Raw genomic sequence first — 26,739 nt, forward strand, 5'->3', positions numbered from 1 at the left:
TGTTTAATACCAGTTTCGGCAAGCGCGATTCACACCCGCAGCGTCCAGCCGCGCCGCGCCAGCGCCGCGGTGATTGCGAGGCTCAGGATCGTGCCCGCCAGCGCGAAGACCAGCGAGGCGTTGGCCGCGCCGAGGCCGGTGCCGACCAGCGCGTCGCCGGCCAGCTCCCACAGCCGCGCCTCCCCCGCCAGGCGGCGCACGAACAGCGCGATCAGCAGGGTGTGGACGACATAGACGGTCAGCGCAGCGCGGCCGGCGAGCGCCAGCACGCGGCCAACCCCCGTGTTACCGATCCAGCGCCATCCGGCCCGCAACGCGCGCCAGACCAGCAGGCCCAGTCCGGCCGTCACCAGGACGAAGGCGGGGGTCCAGAGCGGCTTGTTGACTGGCTGGCCGCTCAGCCATGCGACTGCACCGCCCGCAAGCAGCATCAGCACGCCGATCGTCGCTGCCCGGCCGGTCCGTGACGCCAGCCCCGGCCCCCGCATCACTGCCGCGCCGATCAGCCCGGTCGCGATCGCGCCCAGCGTCGACAGCACGCCTTCGGGATCGAAGCCGGGGGGATAGAGCCGACCAGGAAGGACGGCGCGATCGAGCCACCCGGCCATTCCCATCCCGCGCGCGAGCGATGCCGCGCCGCCCGGCGGCGGTAGGCCCAGCAGCACCGCGTGCCCGATCAGGCACAGCGCCGCGACGATCGCCGGCGCGCGCCGGCCGGCTGTGCCGCGGACGATCAGCGCGCAGGCGAGATAGACGATCGCGATGCGCTGCAGCACCCCCATCCAGCGAAACTGCGCGGGATCGAGGGTCGGCCGGATCAGCCAGGCGAGCGCCAGCCCGATCACGAACAACAGCAGCGCACGCCGCCCGATCGCGCCGAACCCCACTGCGCGACCATCGAGTGCGAGCGGCAGCGACATCCCCACGATCAGCAGGAACCAGGGAAAGACGAGGTCGGCAAAGGTCAGGCCATGCCAGGGCGCGTGGACGAGCAGCGGCCAGGCGCCCATCCCCGGCACCTGCAGGTTGACGAGGATCATGAGCAGGACGGTCAGGCCGCGGAACGCGTCGATCGACGGATCGCGCGGCCGGGGCTGCGCATCGGTCACAGCAGCGCGTAGGGTCCGCGCAGCTCGCTGACGAATTCGTAGCGGTCGCCGCGATAGGCGGAGCGGGTGAATTCGACCGCGCGGCCATCGGCCAGCCGCGTCAGCCGCTCGATCCTCAGGATCTCGGCGCCCTCCTGCATCGACAGCAGCCCCGCTTCGGTCGAGGTGGCGAGCGATGCGCGGATGCGCTGGGTCCCGCTGACCGGGCGGAAACCGCCGCGTTCGAGCGTTTCATAAAGCGAATCGCCCAGCTGCTCGAGGTCGGGCAGGAACAGCGCCGGGACGATCGCATTCTCGATCGCCAGCGGCTCGCCAGCGGCCAGACGGACGCGCCCCAGCCGGATCACCGCCGCGCCCGCCGCGACCTCCAGTATCGCGGCTTCCTCCGCCGACGCGCTGGCGCGCGTCTTCATCATCCAGATGGTCTGCGTCTTCTCGCCCCGCGCGCGGGCGTCCTGGCTGAAGCTGCTGAGATAGGAATTGGGGGCCTGGATGCGCGGGGCGACATAAGTTCCCGAACCCTGGCGGCGGACGATCAGCCCCTCGTCGATCAGCGTCTCGATCGCCCGGCGCACGGTTACGCGCGATGCGCCCATCAGGTCGCACAGGTCGCGTTCGGACGGGAGCGCATCGCCGATCGCGATCTCGCCGGTGACGATGCGGTCGCGCAGGTCGGCGGCGAGCCGCAGATAGATGGGGGTGTTGGCCGGCGCGGAGAAATCGGCGCGCGCGCTCACCGCCCCGGCTCCATGTCGAGCAACGCCATCGCGTCGCGCAACTGGCCGCCGGCGCGGGCGAGCAATGCGCGCGCGGCATCGGTGTCCAGCCCGCGCGCGACGAGCACGCCGAGCTTGATGTCGTTGTCCGCCCTGTCGAGCGCGGCCGCCGCGCGATCGACAGGTACATCGGCCAGGTCGCCGACCATGCGCTCGGCACGATCGCGCAGCTTGGCGTTGGAGATCACCATGTCGACCATCCGGCCGCGATAGACCCGGCCGAGCCGGAGCATGATCGCGGTCGATAGCAGGTTGAGCGCGATCTTCTGCGCGGTCCCGGCCTTCATCCGCGTCGACCCCGCGATCGTCTCCGCGCCGGTATCGAGCGTGATGGCAAGCTCGGCAGCGGCCAGTAGCGGTGTCGCCGGATTGTTGGCGATCGCGATCGTCAGCGCGCCGGCCGTGCGCGCCGCCTCGATCGCGGCGATGGTGAAGGGGGTGCGCCCGCTCGCGGCGACGCCGACCATCACGTCGTTCGCGCCGATGCGGTGCGCGGCGACATCGGCGCGCGCCCGGGGGCCATCGTCCTCCGCGCCCTCCGCGCTTTGCGCCAGCGCATCCATCCCCCCGGCGAGCAGGAAGACCGTGCGCGCGGCCGGCCAGCCAAAGGTCGGGCCGAGCTCCACCCCGTCCTGCACCGCGATGCGGCCGGAGGTCCCCGCGCCGGCGAAAACCAGCCGGCCGTCACTGCCCAGCCGTTCGGCGGCGCGGTCCGCGGCGGCGGCGATCGCGCCGACCTGCCCCTGCACGGCCGCCGCCGCGCTCAGCTGGCCCTCCAGCATCGCCTCCACCGCGGTCGCGGTCGGCCAGCTGTCGAGTTCGACGAAACGGGGGTCGATGCCTTCGGTCTTACGCATGAACGGTCGTTTCCCTGGTCGTGGCGACAGCGGGGCTGCCGCACAGACAGACGATGAACGCGACGCCGGTACCGATCAAAAGCTGCCACGGAAACGCGATCTGCGCGAGTGCGGCGGGCAGGCCGATCGACTCAGCGATCGCCGGCTGGAGCGCGAGCACGGTGACGAACCCGGCGACCAGCGCGAGCCGGACCGACAGGCTGGACCCGCGCGTGGTGAATACCGCGGTGAAATAGACGCCGAGCAGCCCGGCATAGGCGAACGCCATCACCCCCAGCACGAATTCGAGCAGCGGCGCATCGGTGGCGCGCTGCCAGTAGGAGCACGCGATTGCGGTCACGAACAGCGCGAAGCCGAGCAGCACGGTCGTCCAGCGCCCGGCGCGGACGAGATGCGCCTCGTCCACCCGCCCGTTCCGCTCGGCCCAGGGGCGGTAGAAATCGTTGATCGCGACCGACGACATGCTGATCAGCCCCGAATTGATCGCGGCGGCGGCGATCACCCCCACCGTCACCAGCCCGCGTACGCCGGGCGGGATTTCGCTGAGGATGAACGCCATGAACACGGTGATCCGCTCGCCCTGAAACGTCCCGGCCAGCGCACCGGCGGGCGCGCCCATCAGGTCCGGACGCTCGTAGAAGACATGGAGCAGCGCGCCGATTGCCAGGAACAGCGCGATGACCGGCACCGAGGCATAGATCGACCCGTAGAGCGCGCGCGCGCCCTCGCCCGAATTGCGGCAGGCAAGCAGCCGCTGGGTCGTATCCTGGTCGAGCCCCGAATTGCCGATGTTGAGCAGCACCAGGCCCGTGAGGATCGCCCAGATCGAGAAGGGCGCCGAAAGATCGAACCGCCAGTCGACCAGCCGCAGCTTGTCGACCCCGCCGGGCGCGTCGTGGAGCGCGGCGACGATCTGGTCGATCGGGGCCGGGATCTTGATCAGCAGGATGACGAGGACCGTGATCGCCGCGCCGATATAGAGCACGACCTGGACAAGGTCGCTCCAGATAACCGCGTTGAGCCCACCGAAAAAGGTGAAGACCAGCCCGAAGACCAGCAGCACGAACGCCGCGATCACGATGTGGTGCGGCGCGATATCGAGGAACATGATCATCGAGACCGCGATCGCGGCGAGATAGAGCCGCGCGCCGCTCGCCAGCGTGCGCCCGACCAGATACATCGCCGCCGCCGCCCGCCGCGCCGCCGCGTCGTAGCGACGCTCCAGCAACTCGTAGACCGTCGCCACGTCGAGCCGGTAGAAGCGCGGGATCAGCACCCGGCCGACGAACACCGCCGCCAGCCACGCCGCGATCGTCACCGCCAGATAGGCGAAATCCCCGCGAAAGCTGTAGTCCGGCACCCCCAGAAAGGTCGCGGCGGACTGGACCGTCGACAACACCGACACCGCGACCAGCCACACCGGCGCCGAATGCCCCGCCAGGAAATAGTCGTCCGCCGTGCCGACGCCCCGCCGCGTGCCGAGATAGCCGGCCAGCGCGAGCAGGCCGACATATCCTCCCAGGATCGCCCAGTCGATCGGCGCAAACTGCAACGGCATGTCAGTCACTTTCCGGCCTTGGCGATCGATTGGCGTTCCGGCGTGACCGGACGGTTACAGCGTCAGCGTCAACGACCCGCCGACGGTGCGGCCCAGAATGTCGTAGGTGTCGGGATAGGTGTTGAACGCACCTGCGTTGCGCGGCGTCGGCGGCCGCTTGTCGAACAGGTTGTCGACACCGATCGTGATCGTCAGCCCAGTGGTCGGCGGACGGATCGCGACGTTCAGGTCGAAATAGTCGAACGCATCGATCGTGTCCGTGCTGCCCACGGTGCTGTCGCGAACCTCGCCGATCCGTTTCCACCCGAACTGGACGGTCAATGGCTTGGCATCCCAGGTCACCGTCGCGCGGTGGCGATAATCGGGCGAAACGAGCGTGACCAGGTCGGATGAGCAGCGCGCGCCATAGCTGCCCTTGCAATTCACCGGGGTCAGCGCGGCGTTGCGCTGGATGCTGTATGACGTGACGAAATTGGCCTGATAGCCGAACGCCAGCTGGCGGCCCGGCAGGCTGGCCGGAAGCGCAAAGGCATAGCGGAAATCGACGTCGACGCCCTGCTGCTTGATCCGCGCCAGGTTGCGGTCATCGACGAACGCATCGCGCAGAAAGCCGGTGACCGGATCGCGCGACACCGCCTGACACAGCGGATTGTCGGCGCTAGGATCGGTGATGTAGCAGCTAGTCAGCGCATCGACCGGCTGGATCTGGCCGACCGCATCGCGGATCGAGATGCTGTAATAATCGACCGCAAGCGACAGGCCGGGCAGGAAGCGCGGGGTCAGCACGCCGCCGACCGTGTAGGTCCGGCCGGTTTCCGCGCGGATATTGGCGTTGCCGCCAAAGAAATAGCCGCCGGTCAGATTGGCCGCCGCCCGCGAGTCATATGGCCCGCGATAGCCCTGGCGCGTGCACTGTTCGACATTGCCGGTGCCCAGCGCGCAAGGATCGCCGCCATAGCGCGGGAACAGGCGCGCGACGGTGACCAGGCTGGAAAACGGGATCGAGAAGACTGGATTGGCGAACTCGCCGATATTCGCGTCGCGGATGACCGTCTGGCGCGTTCCGCGCAGACGCAGATCGTCGCTGACCACCCAGTTCAGGCCGAGCTTGTCGGTGTCGTAGGACCGGTCCTCGCCGACCGAGCGGGTATACCATGACCGGCGATAGGCCCCCTCGACCGTCAGCGACTTGACCAGCGGGAAGTCGCGCAAGAGCGGCACGACCAGTTCGCCGAACAGCTCGTGCACCCGGATGAAGGGCGGCACCGGCGGCGCCGATTCCGCACCCTGGTTGAACGACTGGCTGAGGTCGGGCGAATAGCTGAAGCGCCCCTTTTCGTGCCGATATTCATAGCCGGCGGTGAAGCCGAACGGACCGGCCCAGCCGTTGAAGAAATCGCCGGTGTCGCCCGAGACATAGGCCGACCCGACCTGTTGGCGGCGCACGCGCGAGCCATAGTCGAAGTCGCGCAGCACCGAGGTGAAGTCACCCCCCGGCCCGAAAATGTCAGTCGTGTTGACCAGCCCGGCAAAGCTGGCACGCAGGCCGTCGCCGACGACGGTGATGTTCTCGCGCGTCTCGCCGATCTGGTAGTAGGCGTCCCAGCGGATGGCGGGGGTCAGGTCGCCGCGCAGCCCGATCTGGCCCTGCCACGTATCGCGGTCGTTGATTGCCGCCGTGGTACCGAGCTCGCCCAGCGAACGCTGGACGTTGACCGTCGCAAAGCCGTTGACGAAGGTCAGCTGCGACCGGATCTGCGGGGTCAGGAACGGATTGTTCTGAGCGATCTGGACGTTGACGCCCGCGCCGCCGATCGTCGCGGGATTCTGGCCCGTGCGCGTGCCGCCGCGCGTGTCGACGCCCGAATAAAGGAAGCGGCCATAGGCCTGGATCGCGTCGGTCAGATCGTATTTGAAGAACGCGCTGGCGTTGATCCGCTCCAGCGGCTGCACCAGCAGGAATTGCGAGGTGTAGTCGGTCGTCTGCGGGGTCAGCGTGAAATTGCCCGCGGCGTCGAACGAAAAGGTCCGGCCGCTGGCGACATCGCGGAAATTGCCGCCGATCGGCGCGGTCGCAGGGCCGGTGCGGGTTTCCAGCCGCTCACCGGCGAGCAGCGGATCGCGATCGGTGTATTCGAAATAGGCGACGATGCTGCCGCGCCCGCCCAGGTCGAGCCCGCCGCTCACATAGACGCTGGCCTGCGACGCGCCGTCGCTGACCGCGCGGTAATTGCCGCTCGCCTGAAGCCCGCGGATATCATCATTGATGATGAAGTTGACGACGCCGGCCACCGCGTCGGCGCCATAGACGGCGGCAGCGCCGCCGGTCAGGACGTCGACCCGCTTGAGCAAAGGTGCCGGAATCGCGTTCACATCAACGGCGTTGCGGAACGAGAACGGCACCGCGCGCGTGCCGTTGATCAGCACCAGCGTGCGGTTCTGGCCCAGGCTGCGCAGATCGAGCGTCTGTGCGCCAAAAGCGTCGCTGCCGACCGAGGTCGAGTTCACGCCGCCGGCGAGCTGGGGCAGCTTGGTCGAGAAGTCCTCGATCGTCACCGCTCGCAGCAGCTGGATCTGTTCGGCGTCGACCGTGTTGATCGGACTGGTCGATGCCAGCCCGGCGCTGCGGATGCGGGTGCCGGTGACGACGATGTCGCCGTCGCGATCATCGGCTTCGGCAGCGGGCGCCGCCGGGTCCGGCGCGTCCTGCGCCATGGCCGAGGATGCGCTGAACAGGGCGATGCCGATCGCGCCGACAGCGGCGGACAGACGGAGTGCGGGCCGGGCTTTGGTCATATGTTCCTCCCCTAGTGGTTACATACCACCTTAGTACCATTTGCCTGTCAAGGGGGAATGCATGCGCGGTCTTATTGCGGCAGCAGCGCGCGGACGAGTGGGTTCGGAAAGCGCCGCGCTGCCGTCACCGCGTAAAAGCTTTCGTTGATCCCGGGCAGCGCGTCGGCCTCGACCAGCATGCCCGCGTCCAGCTCGTCGCGCACGGCGATCGGCGGCAGCACGGCGAGTGCGAAGCCTTCGCGCGCAAGCAGACGCATCATCGCGATATCGTCGACTTCGGCCGCAATCTGGAGCCGCAAGCCGAGCCGGTCGGCGAGCGCGTCGACATGGCTGCGCACCGCGCTGTCGAGCGTCGGCAGGATGACGGGATGGCGGCGCAGCAGCCGTTCGACGACGCGCTCGCCACCCAGCAGCGCAGGCGCACCGACCAGGCTCACCGGCTGCTCGGCGACCTTGTGCGCGATGAAGGGGGTCAGCGCGTCCGATGCCGGCGGCAGGTTGGTCAGCACCATGTCGAGATTGAGCGATTGCAGCGCCACGAGCAGCTCGGACATGCTGCCCGATCGCAACACGATTTCGATGTCGCTGCGCCCCAGCAGCGGCTTCAGGAAACTGATCTGGAAATTGCGCGACAAGGTGGCGAGCGCGCCGACCCGCAGCGCGTGGCGGGTGCGCCCGGCTTCGCGCAGCGTCCCCACCAGCTCCTCGCCCGTCGCAAAGATCGCGTCGGCATGGTCGAGCGCGATCCGCCCCGCCTCGGTCAGGACGAGCTGGCGCCCGCGCCGCTCGAACAGCGCATGACCCAGCCGCGCCTCGAGCTTGCGAATCTGCACCGACAATGCGGACTGCGACACGTTCAGCCGCTCGGCCGACCGCGTCAGGTTCCCGTCGCGCGCCACAGCCCAGAAATAGCGCAGATGGTTGTAGTTCAGCTCCGCCATATCGTTCGCTTTTATCGAACGATATGGCGCTTACAATGAATTTTTATCATCGACATGCCCGCGCTAGGTCGCCGCCAGCAATTTGTCGGAGACGATCATGGCGGCATCTTCCTTCTTCCTTCTCGGCGCACCGCTGCTGACCCTCGCTGCGGCGGCGTTCGGCTTCGCGGCGCGCGGCCGGCCCTCGCGGCTGGTGCTGGGGATGATCGAAGCCGCCGCGCTGGCGACGATCGCGATCGCCGCCGCGGCCATTTTCATGCTGGCACGCGACGGCGCAACGACCGGCACGCTCGGCGCGCTGACCGGCGCTCAGGGCATCGGCCTGTCGGCGCGGCTCGACGTGGTCAGCGCGACGATGCTGATGCTGGTCAGCTTCATCGGCTGGGTCGTGCTGCGTTACGCGGCGACCTATCTCGACGGCGAGTCCGGGCATGGCCGTTTCATGGGCTGGCTGGGCGTCACGCTGGCGATGGTCATGCTGCTCGTGACCGCGGGCAATCTGGTCCAGCTCGTGCTCGCGTGGATCGCGACCAGCCTGGCGCTGCATCGCCTGTTGCTGTTCTACCCCGATCGCATCGCCGCGCGCCGCGCGGCGCGCAAGAAGTTCGTGACCGCGCGCGCCGCCGACGTCGCACTGATCGGCGCGGCGGCGCTGCTCATCCGCGCCTATGCCGAAACCGACATCGGCGCGATCGCGGCGGCCGCGGCGCGCGGCGAAGGCGGCGGCTGGGCGATCGCGGCCGCCGGGCTGATCGCGCTCGCCGCGATGCTCAAATCGGCGCAGTTCCCGTTGCACGGCTGGCTGACCGAAGTGATGGAGGCGCCGACGCCGGTTTCCGCGCTGCTCCACGCCGGCGTGATCAATGCCGGCGGCTTCCTGCTGATCCGCTTCGCCGACGTCATGCTGCTGGCCCCCGGCGTGCTTGCCATTCTGGTCATGGTCGGCGGCTTCACCGCGCTGTTCGGCGGGCTGGTGATGCTCACCCAGCCGGCGGTCAAGACGTCGCTGGCCTGGTCGACCGTCGCGCAAATGGGTTTCATGATCATGCAATGCGGCCTGGCGCTGTTCCCGCTCGCGCTGCTGCACATCGTCGCGCATTCGCTGTACAAGGCGCATTCGTTCCTGGCGTCCGGCGGCGCGGTCCACCGGATTGCGGCGGCGCGCCGACCCGGCCCGGTGGCAGTCCCGCGCCCGCGCGCGGTCGGCCGCGCCTTTCTGGCCGCGCTCGCCATTTATGCCGCGATCGGCGCGCTCTTCGGCTTTGCCGACAAATCCCCCCAGGCGCTGGCGCTCGGCGCGATCCTGATCTTCGGCGTCGCCTATCTGCTCGCGCAGGGGCTGGCCGATGCGGCACCGCGTCCGCTGACCCGCCGGATGATCGGCTATGCGCTGATCGCCTCGCTCGCCTATTTCGGGCTGCACGCGCTGGCGCTCGACCTGACGGCGGGCACCCTGCCCGCCGCCCCGCCGCCGGGCGCGCTCGAATGGACGCTGATCGTGCTCGCGGTGGCGAGCTTCGGGCTGGTCGCGGTCGCCCAGGCGATGTTCCCGCTCTGGGCGCATCACCCGGCCGCTGCGGGGCTGCGCGTGCACCTGGCCAACGGTCTTTACGCCAATGCGGTCCACGACCGGCTGCTCGGCGGCTGGCGGCTGCGCATGCGCGCCGCCGAATGACGATGGAGGATAAGGAGATGTCGATGTCGATCGCCGATCAGGTGCACGATCTGGACCGGCTGTTCGCCAGTGCGGATGCGGCCGCGCGCGCCATCCCGCCGGCCTGGCCGCTGGCCGCCAGCGTCGCGGTCAACCCGTTCCTGGGTCAGGCCGACCGGTCGCTGGCGGACACGGCGGCGCTGCTGGCGCGGGTCGCCGGTGCCCGAATCACGATGCCGCGCGCCTGGTATCGCGCGCGCATCGCCAGCGGCGCGATCCGCGATGTCGATCTGGCGGCCGCGATCGACGCCGCCGCAGCCGGCGACAGCCCGCCGCCGACGCTCGCGCGGCTCCGGGCCGCCGTCGCCGTCGACACGCCCGCACCCGCGGCCTTGCCCACCGTCGCCGACCTGGCGGCGCGGGTGTCGGGCATCGACTGGCCAGCGGTGATCGCGGAGCGGTTCGGGGCATGGGCCGGCGCCTATTTCGACGAAGGCCAGGCGCTGTGGGCGGCCCCGCGCGGCAAGAGCGCCTATGCCGCCTGGCGCGCGGTCGCCACCCACGACCTGACGCCCGAGATCGTCGGCTTGCGCGGCTTCGCGGCCTTCGTCGCCGACCTGCCCGACGCGTCGACCGACGCGATGATCAGCGCCGCCGCCCGGCTGGGCCTGGGGGGCGCGGCGATGCCGACCTATTTCCACCGTCTGCTGACGACGCTCGGCGGCTGGGCGCACACCGCGCGCTACCGATTGTGGCAGGCGCAGCTCGCGGGCAGCGGCGACGATACGATCACCGACTTCCTGTGCATCCGTATGCTGTGGGAGGACGCGCTGCTCGAACATTATGCGCCACGGATCGCGGCCGACTGGACGGCCGCACTGGCGGACTATGCGCGCCCGGTCGCGCCCGACATGGATCAGCGGATCGACGCCATTCTTCAGGACGCCAGCGAACGTGCGGCGCAGCGCCGGCTGGCCGAAACGCTGGCGGCGCCGGCGGCACCGCGCACCGCGGTCGCACCCGCGATGCAGGCGGCGTTCTGCATCGACGTGCGATCGGAGGTGTTTCGCCGCGCGCTCGAATCGATTGACCCGGCGATCCGCACGCTGGGCTTTGCCGGCTTTTTCGGGCTGACCGCATCGCATCGCCGCTTCGGCTCCGATGTCGCCGAACATCGCCTGCCGGTGCTGCTCAACCCGGGGCTGGCATCGACCACCACCGACACCGCGCTGATCGACGCGGACCGGACGGCCCGCTTCCGTCACCGGGCGGCGCGCGCCTGGGGCCGGTTCAAGCTCGCCGCGGTCTCGTCCTTCGCCTTTGTCGAAGCCGCGGGCCCGGCCTATGTCGTCAAGCTGGTCCGCGACGCGATCGGCGTTCGGGGCGGTGCTGGCGTGGATGCGCCCGCGCCCCGGCTCGACCCCATGCCCGATCCGGCCGACCGCGTCACCATGGCGGCGACGGTGCTGCGCGCGATGTCGTTGACCGACGGCTTTGCCCCGCTGGTGCTGCTGGTCGGGCACGGTGCGAATGTCGTCAACAATCCGCACGCAAGCGCGCTGCATTGCGGAGCGTGCGGGGGCTATCCCGGCGACGTGAATGCGCGTTTGCTGGCGGCGCTGCTCAACGACCCGGTGGTGCGCGACGGACTGGCCGACCAGGGGATCGCGATCCCGGCGGACACGCGCTTCGTCGCCGCATTGCACGACACGACGACCGATGCGGTGCAGCTATTCGCCGACGACGAGCCGGCAACCCCGCATTCCGACCGGATCGACCAGGCGCGCGCCTGGCTCGCTCGCGCGGGCGCGCTGGCGCGTGGCGAGCGTGCGCTGCGCTTGCCCGGCGCACGCCATGCCGACGCGGTCAGCCGCCGCAGCCGCGACTGGGCACAGACGCGACCCGAATGGGCGCTGGCCGGGTGCCAGGCGTTCATCGCCGCCCCGCGCGAGCGCACCGCCGGCCGCGACCTTGCCGGCCGGGCCTTTCTCCACGACTATGACTGGCACCAGGATACCGGCTTCAAGGTGCTGGAGCTGATCCTGACCGCGCCGGTGGTGGTCGCCAGCTGGATCAGCCTGCAATATTACGGGTCGGCGGTTGCGCCCGCCCTGTTCGGCGGCGGAAACAAGCTGCTGCACAATGTGATCGGCGGCATGGGCGTGGTCGAGGGCAATGGCGGCGTGCTGCGCGCCGGGCTGCCCTGGCAGTCGGTGCATGACGGCACCGCGTTGATGCACGAGCCGCTGCGGCTCACCGTCTGCATCGCCGCGCCCATCGACGCGATCACTGCGGTCCTCGAGCGCCATCCCGATGTCCGCGCCCTGTTTGACAATGGCTGGCTGCATCTGTTCGCGCTCGACGACCAGGGGCGGATGACCGCGCGCTATCGCCCCGGACTGGCATGGGAGGCAGCAGTTGATGCCCCCGCAACCCCCGCGCGCGAAACGGAGCTCGCCTGACATGGCCGGTCATGATGCGATCGGGCGGCGGCCGCACCTCGCCCAGCTCCGCCCCGAGCCCGAGCTGGCGCTCGCCCGCGCGGACGCACATATTGGCTGGGCGCTGGCGCAGCCGCAGGTGAGCGACTGGCTGAAGGCAGCGCTGCATTCCGCGCGCGGACACGATCCGGTGGCGCTGGAAAACGATGTCGAGCTGCTGCGCCAGCTGATCCTGCCGCGCACCCGCGCCGCGCTTGCGCTCGCAATGGCCCCGGCAACCCCGATCGACGACGCGTAGGACGCCGCTTCGCGACGTCAGACGGCGCGGATCTGCTCGGCGAAATGCGCGCTTTCGGCCGCGAGCTGGCGGGCACCAGCAAAGACGCGCTTGGCGATCAACAGCATCGCCTGCGCTTTTTCCGCCGCGCTGCGGGCGGTCGCGTTGATCGCCTCGGCGTCGTTGCCGATGGCGCGGCTGGCATCGTTGGTCTGGTCGGCGTTGAACGCGATCGTGCGGGTGGCGGCCCGTTGCTGTTCGACCGCCTGCTCGATCTCGATCGAGTGGCCGGCGATCTGTCCGATCGCGGTCTCGAAGCGGGCATGGCTTTTGGCGACTTCGTCGACCGCGCGCGTGATCTCGGCGATATAGCTGCCGACCCGTTCGGCGGCGATCGCGGTCTGGTTGGACAGCGATTTCACCTCGTTCGCCACGACGGTGAAGCCCCGCCCGGCCTCGCCCGCGCGCGCGGCCTCGATCGTTGCGTTGAGTGCAAGCAGGTTCACCTGGCGGGAAATCTCGCCGATCAGCAGGATCACCGAGCCGATCGACTGGGCGGACACCCTGAGTTCCGCGGTCTGCGCGCTGCCTGCGGCGACCAGCGCCACCGCCTCGCCGGCCGTCCGCCGTGCCTCACCCGTCCGCGCCGCGATCGATTCGAGCGCCTGCGCAAGGTCGTGGCCGCGCCCCGCAATCTCCTCCATATGGACGCTGGTCTGCGCGGCGGCGGCGGCGACCGCGGCCGCGCGCGTGCTGGCGGTTGCGGCGCCGTCCGCCACGCGTGCGGCCTCGCGCTCGAGCATTTCGGACTGCATATCCATCGTGTCGCCCAGCGCCGCGACCTCGCGGTCGAAACGGTCGGCCGCGGCCTCGATCTGCTCGGCCCTTGCGATCCGCCCTGCGGCGCGGTGGACTTCCCACTCCGCGGCGAGCAGCGCGAGCCGGCGATTGGTGAGGATGCCGAACAGCCGGTCGCCGCGCAGGATCACCATCCCTTCGCTGCCACGCCCGACGCGATATTGCTCCAGCGCTTCGCCGATCGACACGTCATGCTGGACCGCCGGGCACTCGCGGACGTGCGGCGTGAGATCGCCGCCATAGGCCGGATTGCGCAGCAGCGCGTGGCCAAAGGGGTTGAGCAGCAGGCGGCGGACATCGCGCTCGAAAATCGCGCCGCGCGGCCGCCCCAGCGGGTCGAGCACGGGCAGCAGCCGCAGGTCGGGATTGGCCTGGAACCGGTCGATGACGCTGATCAGCGTATCCGCGGTCGTCGCGTGCGCCGGGCTGCGCTCGGCCGGGGACATCCAGTCGGAAATCCGGTCGGATCGCGATGGTGCCGGGGGGATCCGGGCGGGGGCGGGAAGCGTCGACATGCGCGGCAGGCTTAGGGTTTGGATCGTAAACGACAGTTTAGGATTATGTTACGGTTCAGCGACAAACGGCAGTTTCTTGCGGGTTTTTGCGCTTCATTCGCGGGGCGTGCCCGATCGGGACTCGATTAACCCTCCTTCGCACTTTCGCGGCACCCGCGCGCGAGGGATGGGTGACGGCGAAGGAGCGAAGATGCGACACGCCTTGATCCCGATGCTGGCCGTGATGCTGGCCGCCCCCGGCATCGCGCAACCGCGCGCCGCCGGTCCGTTCACCATCGCGGAAACGGGCGAATCCTTCCGCACGCTCGACGATGCGGTCGGCGCGGTCCGCGACGGGCGCGCGACGATCCTGATCGCGCCCGGCGTCTATCGCGAGTGCACCGTCCAGAGCGGCGGGCACATCACCTATCGCGCGGTCGAGCCGGGCACCGCGATCTTCGATGGCGTGGCGTGCGAGGACAAGGCCGCGTTCGTCCTGCGCGGTCGCGGGTCGGTCGTCGACGGCATCGTCTTTCGCAACCTGCGCGTGCCCGACGGCAACGGCGCGGGCATCCGGACCGAGATCGGTGACCTGACCGTCGTCAATTCGATGTTTCTCGACAGCCAGGAAGGCATTCTCGGCGGGCATCCGAGCGGCCAGAAGATCGTGATCGACCAGTCGACCTTTGCCGGGCTGGGCCAGTGCCACGAAACCGAGGACTGCGCCCATTCGATCTATCTCGGCAACGAAGGCAGCGTCACGATCACGCGGTCGCGGTTCGAGCGCGGACGCGGCGGCCATTACGTCAAGATGCGCGTGCCCAACGTCACGATCCGCGATTCGAGCTTCGACGACAGCCGCGGGCGCGCGACCAATTACGCGATCGACCTGTCCGAGGGCGCGCGCGGCATCATCGCGGGCAATCATTTCGTCCAGGGCCGCAACAAGGAAAACTGGACCGGCTTCATCGTCGTCGGTGCGGAAAAGCACACGCATTCGTCCGCGGGCCTGCGCGTCGAGGGCAATGTCGCGACGCTCGCCCCCGGCGAGACGCGCAGCCCTGCCTTCGTCGCGATCTATGGCAATGAACCGGTGGTGCTGGCCAACAACCGGCTGGCACCCGGCATCCGCGCGCTGGAACGACGCTAGCGCCGCGCGTCGGCCCGGTCGGGCTGGCGCACGGGCGGTGCGAACGCAGCGATCAATTGCGCCGCCGCACGTTCGTCCCGACGGGGCCTGCCGTTCATCGCCACCACCGCCACCCGGTCCCCGTCGCGGACGACAAGGGCGAAGGCACCCTCGATCGCACCGAAGTGACTGAGCACGCCGCCGCGCCACACGCGCCAGCCCAGCCCGTAATAGCTGGCATCGCCCGGCGCGGCATAGGCCGGACGGGTCCGGACATAGGGGTCGACCGGCCCGGCGGCGAATCGCCAATAGTCGCCCGCGCTGCCGCTCCAGCCACCCCCCGGACCCAGTGCCCGAAAATTCGCCGCGGTCCAGGACGAGGGATGCCTGACGCTCGGCACGCCGCCATAGCGAAGCGCCGCACCGCGCGGCGCAAGCACCGTGCGATGCACCTGGTCGGCATAGGATCGTCCCGAAACGCGCGCGATCACCTGGCCGAGCCGGCAATAGCCCAGATTGGAATAGGCATAGCGCGTGCCGGGCGCGAACTGCGCGGGCGGCATCCGGTCGGCGATGGCTTCGCAACGGTCCGCAGCGGTCAGGCCGATGCGCGTCAACGACGCGGGATCGCCGATCGGGTCGAAAGTCGACGCGCGGTCCCATCCGCCGCTGTGCTGGAGCAAGTGGCGCACCGTGATGCCGGGGCCTGCCTCCGCAACCAGGGTGTCGAGGGTGAGGCGGCCTGCGCGCACCAGCCCCGACACCGCCGACGCGGTGACTGGCTTCGCTAGGCTGGCGAGGCGAAACCGGTCATCGGGGCGCATCGGCCGATCGGGCGTCGCCATGCCGATCGCGGTCAGTTCGGGCTGTCCGCCGACCCGGCCGGTTGCCACCACCGCGCCGGCAATGCCCTCGCGCGCAAGCAACCCGCGTACCTCCTCGATCAGCGCGCGCTCCGGGCTCCGGGTCATCCCATGCATGGTCAACGCCCCGATCAGGGCGAGGATCGCCAGCAGGACGACCAATCCGGCGCGCCGCCGCAGGCCGAACGAAAGGAGGGACGATGCGCGTGCCACCCCGCCGGTCTAGCGCCGAACGGCTAAGGTCCGGTGAAAGCGCCGACCCAAGTCAGGGACAGGTGCTCGCCGTCGTCACGTCGAGGTCGCGGCACTGACCGTCGATCTCGTTCGCAGGCAGCGGCAGCTTCAGCACCCCGGCCAGTGTCGGCGCGATGTCGGTCGTGCTGATCGCCAGCGGCTGTTCAAAGCCGGCCATCCCCTTGCGCCAGAACAGGATGGGCACGCGGCGGTCATAGTCCCAGATGCTGCCATGCGTGGCGACATAGCCGCGCGAGGCGTCGGGGATCGGCGTCACCCGCTGCTTGAGCACGACGACGAAATCGCCCGCCCGGGCCGGATCGAACGCGGCGCGCGCCCGCTCGATCAGTGTCCAGGCGTCGGGCGAACGCTGGCGGGGCAGCGCGGTCGCCAGAATCTGGGCGCGGGTGAACACGGTCTCGACCTGTTCGTGCGCGGCATAGCGACGCACGGCGGCATCGACGACACGGCGGCGGTCGGCCGGGCTCAGCGCGGGGTCGATCCAGACATCGCCGCCCGCGCCGCCCCACATCAGCTGGCCGGTCAGGCCCAGCTCGCCGGCAATTGCCTTGCCCATCGTCGCCGGCGCCAGCGCCGGGTCCAGGCGGGTCGCGTCGGCCGCGCCCTGGATCCGGATGCGTTCGGGCAGGTCGTGCCCGCCATGATCGGCGGTCAGCACCGCCAGATAGTCGATGCCCGCCGCATCGAGCACCGCGAAGAACTGGCCGAGATCCTCGTCGAGCGACATGAGCTGCAGGCACATCTCGGTGCCCTGGTTGCCGAATGTATGGCCGACATAGTCGGTCGCCGACACGCCGACCGCCAGGATGTCGGTCGCCTCGCCTTTGCCCAGCCCCATGTCCTGGACCAGCCCCGCCGCCAGCGCGAGCGTTGCGCCGTCGAGCGCGGGCGACGCACGAAAGCCGCGCGCGTCGCCCGGCGCGCGCTGGAACCGGCCCGTACCGACGCTGTTGCCGCCACCGATCGCGATCGGCTGATCGACGCGCGCACATGCCGGCGGCAGGTCAAGCGGCGGCTGGCCCTGCGCGATCAGGCGCGCGACGGCGGCGTTCGTGCGATCGACCACGGGCAGCGTGGCGCGGCCTTTGAACGTCGCGAACTGCTTGCCGTCCCACCACCAGCTCTGGTCGGTGCGGCCGCCGCCCATCATTACCGCGGCGCGATCCTTGCCCGCGACGGCGACGTTGCGCGATCGCGGGTTCGCCGCCTTCAGCCGCTCGCCGAGCACCGGCACCTTCAGATGCACGGCGGAAACCGTATAGTCGGACGACGTGCTGCCCGGCGCGGTTTCGTCCTCCGCGCAATAGACGCTCTTGTCGGCACGCGCGGCGTTCAGGTCAGTCCAGTTGTTCGCGATGATGCCGCTGCGATAAGGCAGCGCGCCGGTCAGGATCGTCGAATGGCCGGGACAAGTTTCCGTCGCCGCATGCGCCTGGTAGCCGGAGGGAAACACCACCCCACTCGCCATGCGCGCCAGCCCGCCGGTAAAATGCGGCCGATATTGCGCGAACAGGTCGGCGGCGAACTGGTCGACCGAGATCGCGACGATCAGCCTGGGCGGGGCGGCGGGCGCAGCCGCGGGTCGATCGGCCGCCGGTGCGCGGGCGGGCTCGGCCGCGGGCGCATCGCTTTTTTGCGGCGCGGTCTGTGCATGTGCAACCATCGGTGCCGCGAGCGCGAACAACAGGGCGGGAGCATGGTGACGAAGGACGCGCATCGAATATCCCAACTGCTTTTTCGGATCGCCCGCGCTATGTTCCAACGCGTCGGGCTGGGCAAGGATGACGCATGGGTTCTGGATATTTCGGCGCGATGACAAAGGCCGCCTTGCGCCGGCTTTCAATCGTCACGCTGCTGCTCGTCACGCCGTTCGCATCGGCGCTGGCGCAGGAGGAGCTGCCCGGCCCGCATATCGCCATCGACCTGATCGCCGAAACCGATCGTCCCGCCCCGGGGCAGGAGGTGACGCTCGCATTCGCCTCCACCCCGCAGCCCGGCTGGCACGGTTACTGGAAAAATCCGGGCGAGGCCGGCATCGAGACCCAGCTCGCCTGGACGCTGCCCACCGGGGTCGCGGTCGGCCCGCTGGCCTATCCGGTGCCCCAGAAGCTGCTGATCGCGGGCATCATGAACTATGTCTATGAAGGGCCGTTCACGCAATTCGCGACGGTCCGGATTCCCGCCGACGCGGCGGTCGGCACGCGCCTGCCGCTGCGGGTGCGCACCGATTACCTGGTCTGCACCGACGAGATCTGCGTCCCCGAAAGCGCCGAACTGTCGACCGTCCTGACCGTCGGCGACGGCGCGATCGATCCCGCGCGCCGCGCGCAATTCGACCGCTGGCGTCGCGCCCTGCCCAGGCCGATCGGATCACCCGCGACCTTCGCGGTCACCGGCAGCGGCGCCGACGCGCGCGTCCGCATCGCCATCCCCTACCCGGCCGACGCGCCGCTGGGCGACCCCGCCGCCGCCTATTTCTTTCCGCTGACCGCCGGCGCGATCGATTATGGCGCGGCCCAGACCGTGACGCGCGACGGCGACAGGCTGCTGATCGACACCGTCGCGGCGGGCAGTCCAACGGCGATCGAAGGCGTGCTTAAGCTCGGCGAAGGCGACGGGTTCCAGGTGCGCGCAGCCCCCGGCGCGGTGCCGACGACCGCGGGCGGCGGCGGTGCGGTCGACTGGCAGCTCGCCGCGCTTGCCCTGCTCGGCGCGATCGCCGGCGGGCTGATCCTCAACATCATGCCATGCGTCTTTCCGATCCTCAGCCTGAAGGCGCTCAGCCTGGCAAAGGCGGGCGAGAGCGACGCGCATGCCCGGGCGGAGGGCCTGGCCTATACCGCCGGCGTCGTGCTGGTCTGCGCCGCGCTGGGCGCGATGCTGCTGGGGCTGCGCGCGGCCGGCGCCACCGTCGGCTGGGCCTTCCAGCTTCAGGACCCGCGCGTCATCCTCGTCCTGCTGCTGCTGGTCAGCGCGATCGCGCTCAACTTGGCGGGGCTGTTCGAGCTGCCGACCCCGCAATTCGCGGCGCGCGCCACGGGCGGCGGGACAAAGGGCGCGTTCGCCACCGGCGCGCTTGCCGCCTTCATCGCGACACCGTGCACCGGCCCGTTCATGGGCGCGGCGCTCGGCGCGGCGCTGATCCTGCCCTGGTGGGCGGCGATGCTGATCTTCATCGGGCTGGGACTCGGGCTGGCGCTCCCCTTCCTGCTGCTCGGCTTCGTCCCCGCGCTCCGGCGGCGGCTGCCGCGACCGGGACCGTGGATGGACAATTTCCGCAAGGCGCTGTCGGTGCCGATGTTTCTGACCGCGCTCGCGCTCGCCTGGATCCTCGGGCGACAGGCGGGGGTCGACGGCATGGCGCTCGGGCTGGGCGCGGTGCTGGTCGCCGCGATCGGACTGTGGTGGACCGGGCGACGACAGGCGGGCGGCAAGGGGCGGCAATGGCTGCCCGCGCTTCCCGCGCTCGCCCTCGCGCTTGCCGCGACCGCGCTTGTCCAGCGTGCGCCCGCCCAGGCGACCGATGCGGTCGCCGCGCTGCCGGACGCACAGGCGTTCAGCGAGACGAAGCTGGCCACCTTGCGCGCCGAAAACCGGCCCGTTTTCGCCTATTTCACCGCTGACTGGTGCGTGACGTGCAAGGTCAATGAAAAGGCCGCGATCGAAACCGCGGCGGTAGCGAGGGCGTTCGGCGACGGCAGGGTCGCGGTGCTGGTCGGCGACTGGACCAATGGCGACCCCGCGCTCGGCCGCTTCATCGAACGCCACAACCGCGCCGGCGTGCCGCTCTACCTATGGTACGCGCCGGGCAGTGATGAACCCAAGGTGCTGCCGCAAGTGCTGACTCAGGCGATGCTGACCGATCTGGCCGGCGGAGGAAAAGCCGGGGGGTGAGCGTCGTGTCGGCCGCGCGCCGGCTCAGCCGCCCAGTTCGGCAAAGGTCGCGGTGCCGACCGGATAGTCGCGCCAGGTTGCGTGGTCGAAATGCCACCATTCCTCCGGGATGACCGCAAAGCCCTCCGCTTCCATCGCGCGCCGCAGCAGGTCGCGGTTCGCGCGCGCCTCGGTGGTGCCGCCGCGAAAGTCGGCCGCCGCGCGGTGCGAGAATTCGTCATAGCGGCTCGGCATCGGCACGATGCGCCCGGTCGCCAGCTCGGTCAGGCCCAGATCGACCGCGCAACCGCGATTGTGGCGCGACCCCTGCGCGGGATCGGCCACGAATTCGCGGCTTTCGGGCGGCGTCGCTTCCCAGAACATCCAGGTCGCGTACCAGGGTCGATACGCGTCATAGATGACCAGCCCGAAGCCCTGCGCACGCAGCGCCGCCAGCACGCGGCCCAGCGCCTCGGCCGCCGGCCGCTGCAAAAATGCGCCCGGGCGGTCATAGACCGGCAGCCCCATGAAATTGTCCGCGGTCGCATAGCGGATGTCGAGGCGCAGCCCCACGCCGGTCAGCGCGACAAGGTCGGCCGCACGCGCGCCGGGCTGCGGCGCGGGCGGGGTGGCGGCGAGCGCCCGCTGGCGCAGCGCCGCCGGGTCGGCGCGCACCGCGGCACGGATGCGCGCCTGCGCCTCCGCCCCGAAATCGCGGCGCGGGTTAAGCAGGCCATTGATCACCACCGACTGTCCGCCCTCGCTGAAATACAGCCTCCGCCCGTCGGCCGCGCGCCACACGCCGGGTTCGGCCGGGGTCAGCATGCCGTCCAGCCCCATACCGATCGCGAACAGCGCGCCATCCGCCTCGCCGATCGTCACGAACCGTTCGGGTTCGCCATAATCGCCGATCAGGTCCATGCCGTAAAAGCACCGGTCCTGCGCCCAGCCCGGCGTGGCCAGCATCAGCGCCGCCCCCGCCCCCAGCCCGCCACGCAACACTGTCCGCCGCGCAATCATCGTGCGATCCGTCGGTTGAGCCATGTCGCCACCTCGCCTGCACCCTGCTTGTCGGTATCGCGGTCGACCCGGTAATTCGCCTCGCGCATCGCTTCGACCGGAATCGCGCCGACCAGCGGGCGCAGCGCCGCCAGAAAACGTTCGTCCTGCGTCCGCTTGGGCGCGACCAGCAGGATCGCGTCATAGCCGGGGATCGCGCCCTTGGGATCGCTGAGCACCGTCAGCCCCTGCGCCGCGATCCGCCCGTCGGAGGAAAAGGCGGAGATGACGTCCGCTTCGCCGCTGTCGATCGCGCGATACATGAAGGTCGGGTTGTACGCCCGCGCCGAGGCGAAACGCAGCCCGTAGGCGTCGCGGATCGCCCGCCATTCGCCGCGCTCCAGGAATTCGAGGTCTGCGCCCAGCTTCAGCCCCGGCGCGGCGCGCGTCAGGTCATCGAGCGAGGCGATATCGCGCGCCTTTGCATCGTCACCGCGCATCGCGAAGGCATAGGCATTCTCGAACCCCAGCGTGCCGACCAGCCCGACACCGTGCCGCTTCCGCGCCCATGTCGCCACGCCCGCGACGATCGCCGCGCGGCCGGGTACATCCGTGCGCCGCATCTGGTTGGTCCAGAGCGTCCCCGAATAGTCGACATAGACATCGATGTCCCCGCCGGCGAGCGCGGCAAAGGCGACGCCCGATCCCAGCCCCTCGCGATAACTGACCCGGTATCCCGCCGCTTCGAGCCGCTGGCCGATGACGCGCGCCAGGATATATTGCTCGGAAAAGCCCTTGGCCCCGACTACGACGTCGCGCGGGGGCGTGACGAGCAGCGGTGCGACCGCAACCGCCAGGCCCGCGCCGAGCAGCGCCACGCTCGCCCATAATTGTCCGCGCCGCCGCGCCCGGATTGCCCCTTCGGCCAGCCCCAGCAGCGCGTCGACCGCGATCGCCAGCGCCGCGGCGGCAATGCACCCGGCCAGCACCAGCGACCAGTTCTGCGTCTGCAGCCCGGCGAAGATCAGGTCGCCCAGGCTCGGCTGGCCGACCGTCGTCGACAGCGTCGCCGCCCCGATCGTCCAAACGGCCGCGGTGCGGATGCCGGCCATCAGCACCGGCGCGACCAGCGGCAGCTCGACCAGGCGCAATTTCTGTCCCGCCGTCATGCCGACGCCATCCGCCGCCTCCAGCACTGCGGGGTCGAGATGGGTCAGCCCGGTCACGCCGTTGCGGACGACCGGCAGCAGCGCATAGAGGCTGAGCGCGAGCAGCGACGGCAGGAAGCCGAGCGCCGGGATGCCGCCCCCCACCAGCCCCGACAGCCACAGCAGCACGGGATAGAACAACGCAAGCAACGCAAGCGCGGGCACGGTCTGGATCAAGCTCGCCAGCGCCAGCACGATGCGCGCCACCGCCGGCCGCCGCGCCGACCACAGGATCAACGGCGCACTGACCACCAGCGCCAGCATGAGCGCGGCCGCCGCGAGCAGCAGGTGGCGGGCCGCAAGCTCGGGCACGCGCGCGAATGCCTCGATCATCCGCGCGCCTCGATCTCGGCCAACCGGTGCGCCTGGTCGCGCGGTACCGCCACCAGCGCGTCGGCGGCGGAACCCGCGCGGCCGGCCAGCAGCTCGGCGGGCGTCGCATCGGCGACAATCGCACCATCCGCCATCACCAGCACGCGGTCGGCGAGCAGCAGCGCCTCGGCCATGTCGTGCGTGACCATCAAGGTCGTCAGCCGCATCCGATCGTGCAGCGCGCGGATCGCCTTGCCCAGCCCGTCGCGCGTCACCGGATCGAGCGCGCCGAACGGCTCGTCCATCAGCATCAGACGCGGCTCGCAAGCGATTGCACGCGCGACGCCGACGCGCTGGCGCTGGCCTCCCGACAGCGCATCGGGCATCCGCGTGGCGAGGTCGGGGCTGAGTTCGACCAGCTCGAGCAGTTCGGCGACGCGTGCCGCATGATTGCGATCACCGCTCAGCCGGAGGCCGATCGCGATATTTTCCCCGACGCTCAGATGCGGGAACAGCCCGACATTCTGAAACACATAGCCGATCCGTCGGCGCAACAAATGCGCGGGTTCGGCATCGACCGCGCGCCCATCGATCCGGACCGCTCCCGCGCTCGGCTCGACCAGCCGATTGACCATCTTGAGCAGCGTCGACTTGCCCGACCCCGACGTGCCGACCAGCGCGACGAAGCTGCCGCCGGCAATGTCCAGCGTGACACCGCGCACCGCCGTCACCCCGCCCGGATAGGTCTTGGCCGCGCCGTCGAATTGCACCGCCGGGCCGGGATCGTGGTTTTGCGCTGGCATTGAAGCGGGTTGTGCGGGAAGGATGACGGAAAATCAAAGGGGAGAGCATCGCGTGGCGGCAAGCGTCGGCAAATCGGCATTCATCACCGGCGGCGGGTCGGGCATCGGCCGCGCGGTCGCCCGCCATTTCGCCGCGCAGGGCTGGCGGATCGGCGTCGCCGACATCAATGCGGCGGCGGCGGCAGAAACCGTCGCGCTGTTGCCCGAGGGCCGGGCAAGCGCCTTTACGATGGACGTGCGCGATCGCGACCAGTGGCGCGCCTGCCTCGAATCCTTCACTGGCGGCGCGGGGCTCGATGTTCTGTTCAACAACGCCGGCATCTCGATGGGCGGGCCGTTCGCCGACACCGGCGCCGCCGACCTGGAGCGCACGATCGCGATCAATTTCACCGGCGTCGTCCATGGCGCGCATATCGGCTATCATTATCTCAGGCTGTCGCCCGGATCCTGTCTGCTCAACACCGCGTCGGCGGCCGGGATCTACGGCACCGCCGGCGCGGCGATCTATTCGGCGACCAAGTTCGCGGTGCGCGGACTGACCGAATCGCTCGAGGCCGAGTGGCGGCGCGAGGGAATCAAGGTGCGCTCGCTGATGCCCAGCTTCATCGAAACCCCGCTGCTCGACGGCGGCATCGTCGGATCGAACCTCAACATCCGCGAGCGGGTGACGTCGGCGGGGCTCGAGCTCACCCCGGTCGAGGAAGTGGCCCAGGCCGCGTGGCGCGCGGTGCATGGCGACGACGTGCACACCGTCGTTGGCAAGACCGCGAAGCGGATGCGGTTCGCCGCGCGCTGGATGCCCAAGCAATTGCGCCGCCAGGCCTCGCGCGGCCTGTGAGCCGGGACCGATGAGCGACCGCGCCACCCCCAACCTGCCGTCGCGCGACTTCGACGCGACCGAAGCCTTCTACGCCGCGATCGGCTTTGCGACGCAGTTCCGCGCGTCGCACTGGATGATCCTGACGCGCGGCGATCTCATGCTCGAATTCTTTCCCTATCCCGACCTCGATCCGTCCGGCAGTTCATTCGGCTGCTGCCTGCGCGTGGACGACGTCGACGGGCTCCATGCCGCCTGTGTCGCGGCGGGGATCCCACACGCCCGCACCGGCATGCCGCGCGTCAGCCCGCCCGTGCGCGATCCGGTGGCCGGGCTGCGCATCGGCTATCTGGTTGATCCCGACGGCACGCTGCTGCGGCTGGTGGCCAACGCCTGACCGGGCCGCGTCCCCTCTGGCCGCGCGCGCAAATCGCGCTATGGTCGCCGCGCACGCGGGCCGGGGCACGCGCGCTTTCGTCACGCCAGGGGACAATTTCACCCGAATGACCAGGTTCCTGATCGGCATCGCCGGCATCATCGTCATCCTCGCCATCGCCTATGCCCTGTCCGCCAACCGCCGTGCGATCCGCCTGCGCGTCGTCGGCGCGGCCTTCGCGCTCCAGGCCGGCATCGCGCTGCTCGTCCTCTACGTGCCCGCCGGCAAGGCGGTGATCGCGGGAATGGCCGGCGGCGTGTCGGCGCTGCTCGGCTATGCGAGCGAGGGGACCAAGGTCATTTTCGGCCCGATCGCCACCGACGCGACCTTCGGCACCGCCTTCGCCGTCTCCGCCCTGCCGGTCATCATCTTCTTCGCCGCGCTGGTGGCCGTGCTTTATCATGTCGGCATCATGCAGATGGTCGTGCGCTGGATCGGCGGTGCGATCGAAAAGGTGATCGGCGTATCGAAGGTCGAATCGCTGTGCGCGGCCGCCAATATCTTCGTCGGACAATCCGAATCGCCGCTGGTGATCCGCCCCTATCTCGCCTCGCTCACCCAGCCGCAGATGTTCGCGGTGATGTCGGTCGGCATGGCGGGTGTCGCGGGCACCATCCTGGCGGCCTATGCCGCGCTGCTGGGCCCCACCGCGCTGCCCTATCTGCTCGCGGCGTCGTTCATGTCGGCGCCGGGCGGGCTGCTGATGGCCAAGATGCTGATGCCCGACGATCCGCTCGCGCCGACCGGCGAGCTGCCGCTGGGCGACGACCGCGAGGCGCAGGTGATCGTGGCGGCCGAACATGTCGCGGAGGAAGAGCGCGCCGCCAACATCATCATGGCCGCCGCGATCGGCGCGCAGACCGGCGTCAAGATCGCGGTCGCGGTCGCCGCGATGGTGCTTGCCTTCGTCTCGCTCGTCGCGCTCGCCAACGGGCTGCTCGGCGCGGTCGGCGGCTGGTTCGGCCAGCCCGATCTCACCTTTCAGGCGATCCTGGGCGTCATCCTGTCGCCCGTGACCTTCCTCCTCAACATCCCCTGGAGCGAGGCGCAGGCAGCGGGCGGCCTGCTCGGTACCAAGGTCGTGCTCAACGAGTTCGTCGCCTTCGCCCAGCTCGGAGCGACCGAGGGGCTGAGCCCACGCACCGCCGGCATCATTACCTTTGCGCTGTGCGGCTTCGCCAATTTCAGTTCGATCGCGATCCAGATGGCGTCCGCGGGCAGCCTGGCCCCCAATCAACGCCCCGTGATCGCAAAGCTAGGCATCCGCGCGCTGATCGCGGGCACGCTCGCCAACCTGATGTCGGCGGCGCTCGCCGGGATGCTGCTGCCGGGCTGACCGCCGCGCTTTACCCGGTCAGCGCGTCGGCACCGGCTCCGCGCCCGAATAGTCATAGAAGCCGCGCCCGGTCTTGCGCCCGTACCAGCCGGCCTCGACATATTTGACGAGCAGCGGTGCCGGGCGGAACTTGGGATCGCCCGTGCCCTCGAACAGCACGCGGGTGATTTCGAGGCAGGTGTCGAGCCCGATGAAATCGGCCAGCGTGAACGGCCCCATCGGGTGATTGAGCCCCAGCTTGCACGCGGTATCGATGTCGGGGATCGTCGCCACGCCTTCGCCCAGCGCGAAGCACGCTTCGTTGAGCATCGGCATCAGCACGCGGTTGACGATGAAACCCGGCGCGTCGTTGGCATGGACGATCGCCTTGCCAAGCGACGTGCCGAACGCCTCGACCGCCGCGACCGTCGCGTCGCTGGTCGCGAGGCCCCGGATCACCTCGATCAGCCCCATGACCGGCACGGGGTTGAAGAAATGTACGCCGATGAACCGCGCCGGATCGGGCGAGGCCTGCGCCAGCCGCGTGATCGGGATCGACGATGTGTTGCTGGCCAGGATCGCGTCCGCGCCCAGCACCTTGCCGACGCTTTCGAAGATTCGGCGCTTGATCTCCTCGCGCTCGGTCGCCGCTTCGATCACCAGATCGGCGGGGGCCATCGCGTCGGCGCTGGCGACCGGCTCGATCCGGGCGAGCAGCGCCTGTGCATCGGCACTCGTCAGCTTCTCCTTCGCCACCAGCCGGTCGAGCGATTTGGCGATCCCCGCCTTCCCCGCTTCCGCACGGTCGAGCGCGACATCCGACAACAGCGTGCGATAACCCGCCGCCGCCGATACCTGGGCGATCCCCGCCCCCATCTGGCCCGCGCCGATCACGCCGATGGTCTTCATGTCCGTCTCTCCCGTTCGCTTCGCGGCCCTCCTATCGCGGCGGATGCGCTTCGGCTAGG

At 69.9% G+C, this 26,739-nt stretch carries 21 protein-coding genes; 8 read left to right on the plus strand and 13 right to left on the minus strand.

What is annotated here, in order from left to right:
• Positions 1-29 precede the first annotated feature (29 nt).
• From AX676_RS07915 to AX676_RS07940, 6 genes are all read right to left on the minus strand, one after another.
• On the minus strand, positions 30-1,109 hold the full coding sequence (locus AX676_RS07915; protein ID WP_066482947.1) for an acyltransferase family protein: 1,080 nt from the start codon (positions 1,107-1,109) through the stop codon (positions 30-32).
• Positions 1,106-1,846, minus strand: a complete 741-nt coding sequence (locus tag AX676_RS07920; RefSeq protein WP_066482948.1) for a GntR family transcriptional regulator — start codon at positions 1,844-1,846, stop codon at positions 1,106-1,108. Before AX676_RS07920 ends, AX676_RS07915 begins: the two co-directional genes overlap by 4 nt.
• On the minus strand, positions 1,843-2,742 hold the full coding sequence (locus tag AX676_RS07925; protein WP_066482949.1) for an N-acetylmuramic acid 6-phosphate etherase: 900 nt from the start codon (positions 2,740-2,742) through the stop codon (positions 1,843-1,845). Before AX676_RS07925 ends, AX676_RS07920 begins: the two co-directional genes overlap by 4 nt.
• Positions 2,735-4,300: a sodium:solute symporter gene (locus AX676_RS07930; RefSeq protein WP_066482954.1), complete on the minus strand. Its 1,566-nt coding sequence runs from the start codon at positions 4,298-4,300 to the stop codon at positions 2,735-2,737. Before AX676_RS07930 ends, AX676_RS07925 begins: the two co-directional genes overlap by 8 nt.
• Before the next feature lie 54 nt (positions 4,301-4,354).
• Complete coding sequence (locus AX676_RS07935) at positions 4,355-7,096, minus strand: TonB-dependent receptor plug domain-containing protein (protein WP_066482956.1); 2,742 nt, start codon at positions 7,094-7,096, stop codon at positions 4,355-4,357.
• Between the two features lie 71 nt (positions 7,097-7,167).
• Entirely contained in the window at positions 7,168-8,037 is an 870-nt protein-coding gene (locus tag AX676_RS07940) for a LysR family transcriptional regulator (RefSeq protein ID WP_066482958.1), read from the minus strand.
• A gap of 97 nt (positions 8,038-8,134) precedes the next feature.
• On the opposite strand from AX676_RS07940, the gene AX676_RS07945 reads away from it, so the two are divergent.
• From AX676_RS07945 to AX676_RS07955, 3 genes are read left to right on the plus strand one after another with little or no spacing between them, the layout of a single operon-like run.
• The gene (locus AX676_RS07945) at positions 8,135-9,712 is read left to right on the plus strand and encodes a proton-conducting transporter transmembrane domain-containing protein (RefSeq protein WP_066483072.1); all 1,578 of its coding nucleotides are present in this window, start codon (positions 8,135-8,137) and stop codon (positions 9,710-9,712) included.
• A 23-nt stretch (positions 9,713-9,735) separates the two neighbouring features.
• Positions 9,736-12,153: a YbcC family protein gene (locus tag AX676_RS07950; RefSeq protein ID WP_197417159.1), complete on the plus strand. Its 2,418-nt coding sequence runs from the start codon at positions 9,736-9,738 to the stop codon at positions 12,151-12,153.
• A 1-nt stretch (position 12,154) separates the two neighbouring features.
• Entirely contained in the window at positions 12,155-12,430 is a 276-nt protein-coding gene (locus tag AX676_RS07955; RefSeq protein ID WP_066482963.1) for a hypothetical protein, read from the plus strand.
• A 17-nt stretch (positions 12,431-12,447) separates the two neighbouring features.
• Here AX676_RS07955 and AX676_RS07960 read toward each other — a convergent pair whose 3' ends face one another.
• The gene (locus AX676_RS07960) at positions 12,448-13,782 is read right to left on the minus strand and encodes a methyl-accepting chemotaxis protein (RefSeq protein WP_082731057.1); all 1,335 of its coding nucleotides are present in this window, start codon (positions 13,780-13,782) and stop codon (positions 12,448-12,450) included.
• Positions 13,783-13,972: 190 nt separating this feature from the next.
• On the opposite strand from AX676_RS07960, the gene AX676_RS07965 reads away from it, so the two are divergent.
• The gene (locus tag AX676_RS07965; RefSeq protein ID WP_066483078.1) at positions 13,973-14,911 is read left to right on the plus strand and encodes a right-handed parallel beta-helix repeat-containing protein; all 939 of its coding nucleotides are present in this window, start codon (positions 13,973-13,975) and stop codon (positions 14,909-14,911) included.
• Here the strand turns inward: AX676_RS07965 and AX676_RS07970 are convergent.
• Positions 14,908-15,966: a serine hydrolase domain-containing protein gene (locus AX676_RS07970; protein WP_066482969.1), complete on the minus strand. Its 1,059-nt coding sequence runs from the start codon at positions 15,964-15,966 to the stop codon at positions 14,908-14,910. The genes AX676_RS07965 and AX676_RS07970 overlap by 4 nt on opposite strands.
• Positions 15,967-16,018: 52 nt before the next feature.
• Complete coding sequence (locus AX676_RS07975; protein WP_082731058.1) at positions 16,019-17,725, minus strand: alkaline phosphatase family protein; 1,707 nt, start codon at positions 17,723-17,725, stop codon at positions 16,019-16,021.
• A gap of 71 nt (positions 17,726-17,796) precedes the next feature.
• On the opposite strand from AX676_RS07975, the gene AX676_RS07980 reads away from it, so the two are divergent.
• Positions 17,797-19,902 (plus strand): protein-disulfide reductase DsbD family protein, encoded by a 2,106-nt coding sequence (locus AX676_RS07980; protein ID WP_231726133.1) that lies wholly within the window; start codon positions 17,797-17,799, stop codon positions 19,900-19,902.
• Between the two features lie 24 nt (positions 19,903-19,926).
• Here the strand turns inward: AX676_RS07980 and AX676_RS07985 are convergent, their stop codons facing one another.
• Genes AX676_RS07985 through AX676_RS07995 form a run of 3 tightly spaced genes read right to left on the minus strand, consistent with a single transcriptional unit; the run spans position 19,927 to position 23,203 of the window.
• Complete coding sequence (locus tag AX676_RS07985; RefSeq protein ID WP_197417158.1) at positions 19,927-20,925, minus strand: M15 family metallopeptidase; 999 nt, start codon at positions 20,923-20,925, stop codon at positions 19,927-19,929.
• Positions 20,898-22,421 carry an ABC transporter permease/substrate-binding protein gene (locus AX676_RS07990; RefSeq protein WP_066482971.1) on the minus strand — a complete coding sequence of 508 codons (1,524 nt, stop codon included), beginning with the start codon at positions 22,419-22,421 and terminating at the stop codon, positions 20,898-20,900. Before AX676_RS07990 ends, AX676_RS07985 begins: the two co-directional genes overlap by 28 nt.
• Positions 22,418-23,203: an ATP-binding cassette domain-containing protein gene (locus tag AX676_RS07995; RefSeq protein ID WP_066482974.1), complete on the minus strand. Its 786-nt coding sequence runs from the start codon at positions 23,201-23,203 to the stop codon at positions 22,418-22,420. Before AX676_RS07995 ends, AX676_RS07990 begins: the two co-directional genes overlap by 4 nt.
• A gap of 52 nt (positions 23,204-23,255) precedes the next feature.
• Here AX676_RS07995 and AX676_RS08000 point away from each other — a divergent pair, with 52 nt between their 5' ends.
• From AX676_RS08000 to AX676_RS08010, 3 genes are all read left to right on the plus strand, one after another.
• Positions 23,256-24,041, plus strand: coding sequence for an SDR family oxidoreductase (locus AX676_RS08000; protein ID WP_231726132.1), 786 nt, complete (start codon positions 23,256-23,258; stop codon positions 24,039-24,041).
• A 10-nt stretch (positions 24,042-24,051) separates the two neighbouring features.
• Complete coding sequence (locus tag AX676_RS08005; RefSeq protein WP_066482978.1) at positions 24,052-24,417, plus strand: bleomycin resistance protein; 366 nt, start codon at positions 24,052-24,054, stop codon at positions 24,415-24,417.
• 106 nt (positions 24,418-24,523) lie between these two features.
• The gene (locus AX676_RS08010; protein WP_066483086.1) at positions 24,524-25,792 is read left to right on the plus strand and encodes a NupC/NupG family nucleoside CNT transporter; all 1,269 of its coding nucleotides are present in this window, start codon (positions 24,524-24,526) and stop codon (positions 25,790-25,792) included.
• Positions 25,793-25,810: 18 nt separating this feature from the next.
• On the opposite strand, the gene AX676_RS08015 is transcribed toward AX676_RS08010, so the two are convergent.
• Complete coding sequence (locus tag AX676_RS08015; RefSeq protein ID WP_066482980.1) at positions 25,811-26,680, minus strand: 3-hydroxyacyl-CoA dehydrogenase NAD-binding domain-containing protein; 870 nt, start codon at positions 26,678-26,680, stop codon at positions 25,811-25,813.
• Positions 26,681-26,739: the final 59 nt, after the last annotated feature.

Source organism: Sphingomonas sp. CCH21-G11 (assembly GCF_001555965.1).
Lineage (GTDB): Bacteria > Pseudomonadota > Alphaproteobacteria > Sphingomonadales > Sphingomonadaceae > Sphingomonas.

Coding starts and splice junctions, on each gene's coding strand:
- AX676_RS07960 (WP_082731057.1), bottom strand. CDS start 13,782: ATGTCGACGCTTCCCGCCCCCGCCCGGATCCCCCCGGCACCATCGCGA.
- AX676_RS07935 (WP_066482956.1), bottom strand. CDS start 7,096: ATGACCAAAGCCCGGCCCGCACTCCGTCTGTCCGCCGCTGTCGGCGCG.
- AX676_RS07930 (WP_066482954.1), bottom strand. CDS start 4,300: ATGCCGTTGCAGTTTGCGCCGATCGACTGGGCGATCCTGGGAGGATAT.
- AX676_RS07980 (WP_231726133.1), top strand. CDS start 17,797: ATGGGTTCTGGATATTTCGGCGCGATGACAAAGGCCGCCTTGCGCCGG.
- AX676_RS07995 (WP_066482974.1), bottom strand. CDS start 23,203: ATGCCAGCGCAAAACCACGATCCCGGCCCGGCGGTGCAATTCGACGGC.
- AX676_RS07965 (WP_066483078.1), top strand. CDS start 13,973: ATGCGACACGCCTTGATCCCGATGCTGGCCGTGATGCTGGCCGCCCCC.
- AX676_RS07950 (WP_197417159.1), top strand. CDS start 9,736: ATGTCGATCGCCGATCAGGTGCACGATCTGGACCGGCTGTTCGCCAGT.
- AX676_RS07925 (WP_066482949.1), bottom strand. CDS start 2,742: ATGCGTAAGACCGAAGGCATCGACCCCCGTTTCGTCGAACTCGACAGC.
- AX676_RS08010 (WP_066483086.1), top strand. CDS start 24,524: ATGACCAGGTTCCTGATCGGCATCGCCGGCATCATCGTCATCCTCGCC.
- AX676_RS07975 (WP_082731058.1), bottom strand. CDS start 17,725: ATGCGCGTCCTTCGTCACCATGCTCCCGCCCTGTTGTTCGCGCTCGCG.
- AX676_RS07940 (WP_066482958.1), bottom strand. CDS start 8,037: ATGGCGGAGCTGAACTACAACCATCTGCGCTATTTCTGGGCTGTGGCG.
- AX676_RS08005 (WP_066482978.1), top strand. CDS start 24,052: ATGAGCGACCGCGCCACCCCCAACCTGCCGTCGCGCGACTTCGACGCG.
- AX676_RS07955 (WP_066482963.1), top strand. CDS start 12,155: ATGGCCGGTCATGATGCGATCGGGCGGCGGCCGCACCTCGCCCAGCTC.
- AX676_RS07990 (WP_066482971.1), bottom strand. CDS start 22,421: ATGATCGAGGCATTCGCGCGCGTGCCCGAGCTTGCGGCCCGCCACCTG.
- AX676_RS08015 (WP_066482980.1), bottom strand. CDS start 26,680: ATGAAGACCATCGGCGTGATCGGCGCGGGCCAGATGGGGGCGGGGATC.
- AX676_RS07985 (WP_197417158.1), bottom strand. CDS start 20,925: ATGGCTCAACCGACGGATCGCACGATGATTGCGCGGCGGACAGTGTTG.
- AX676_RS07945 (WP_066483072.1), top strand. CDS start 8,135: ATGGCGGCATCTTCCTTCTTCCTTCTCGGCGCACCGCTGCTGACCCTC.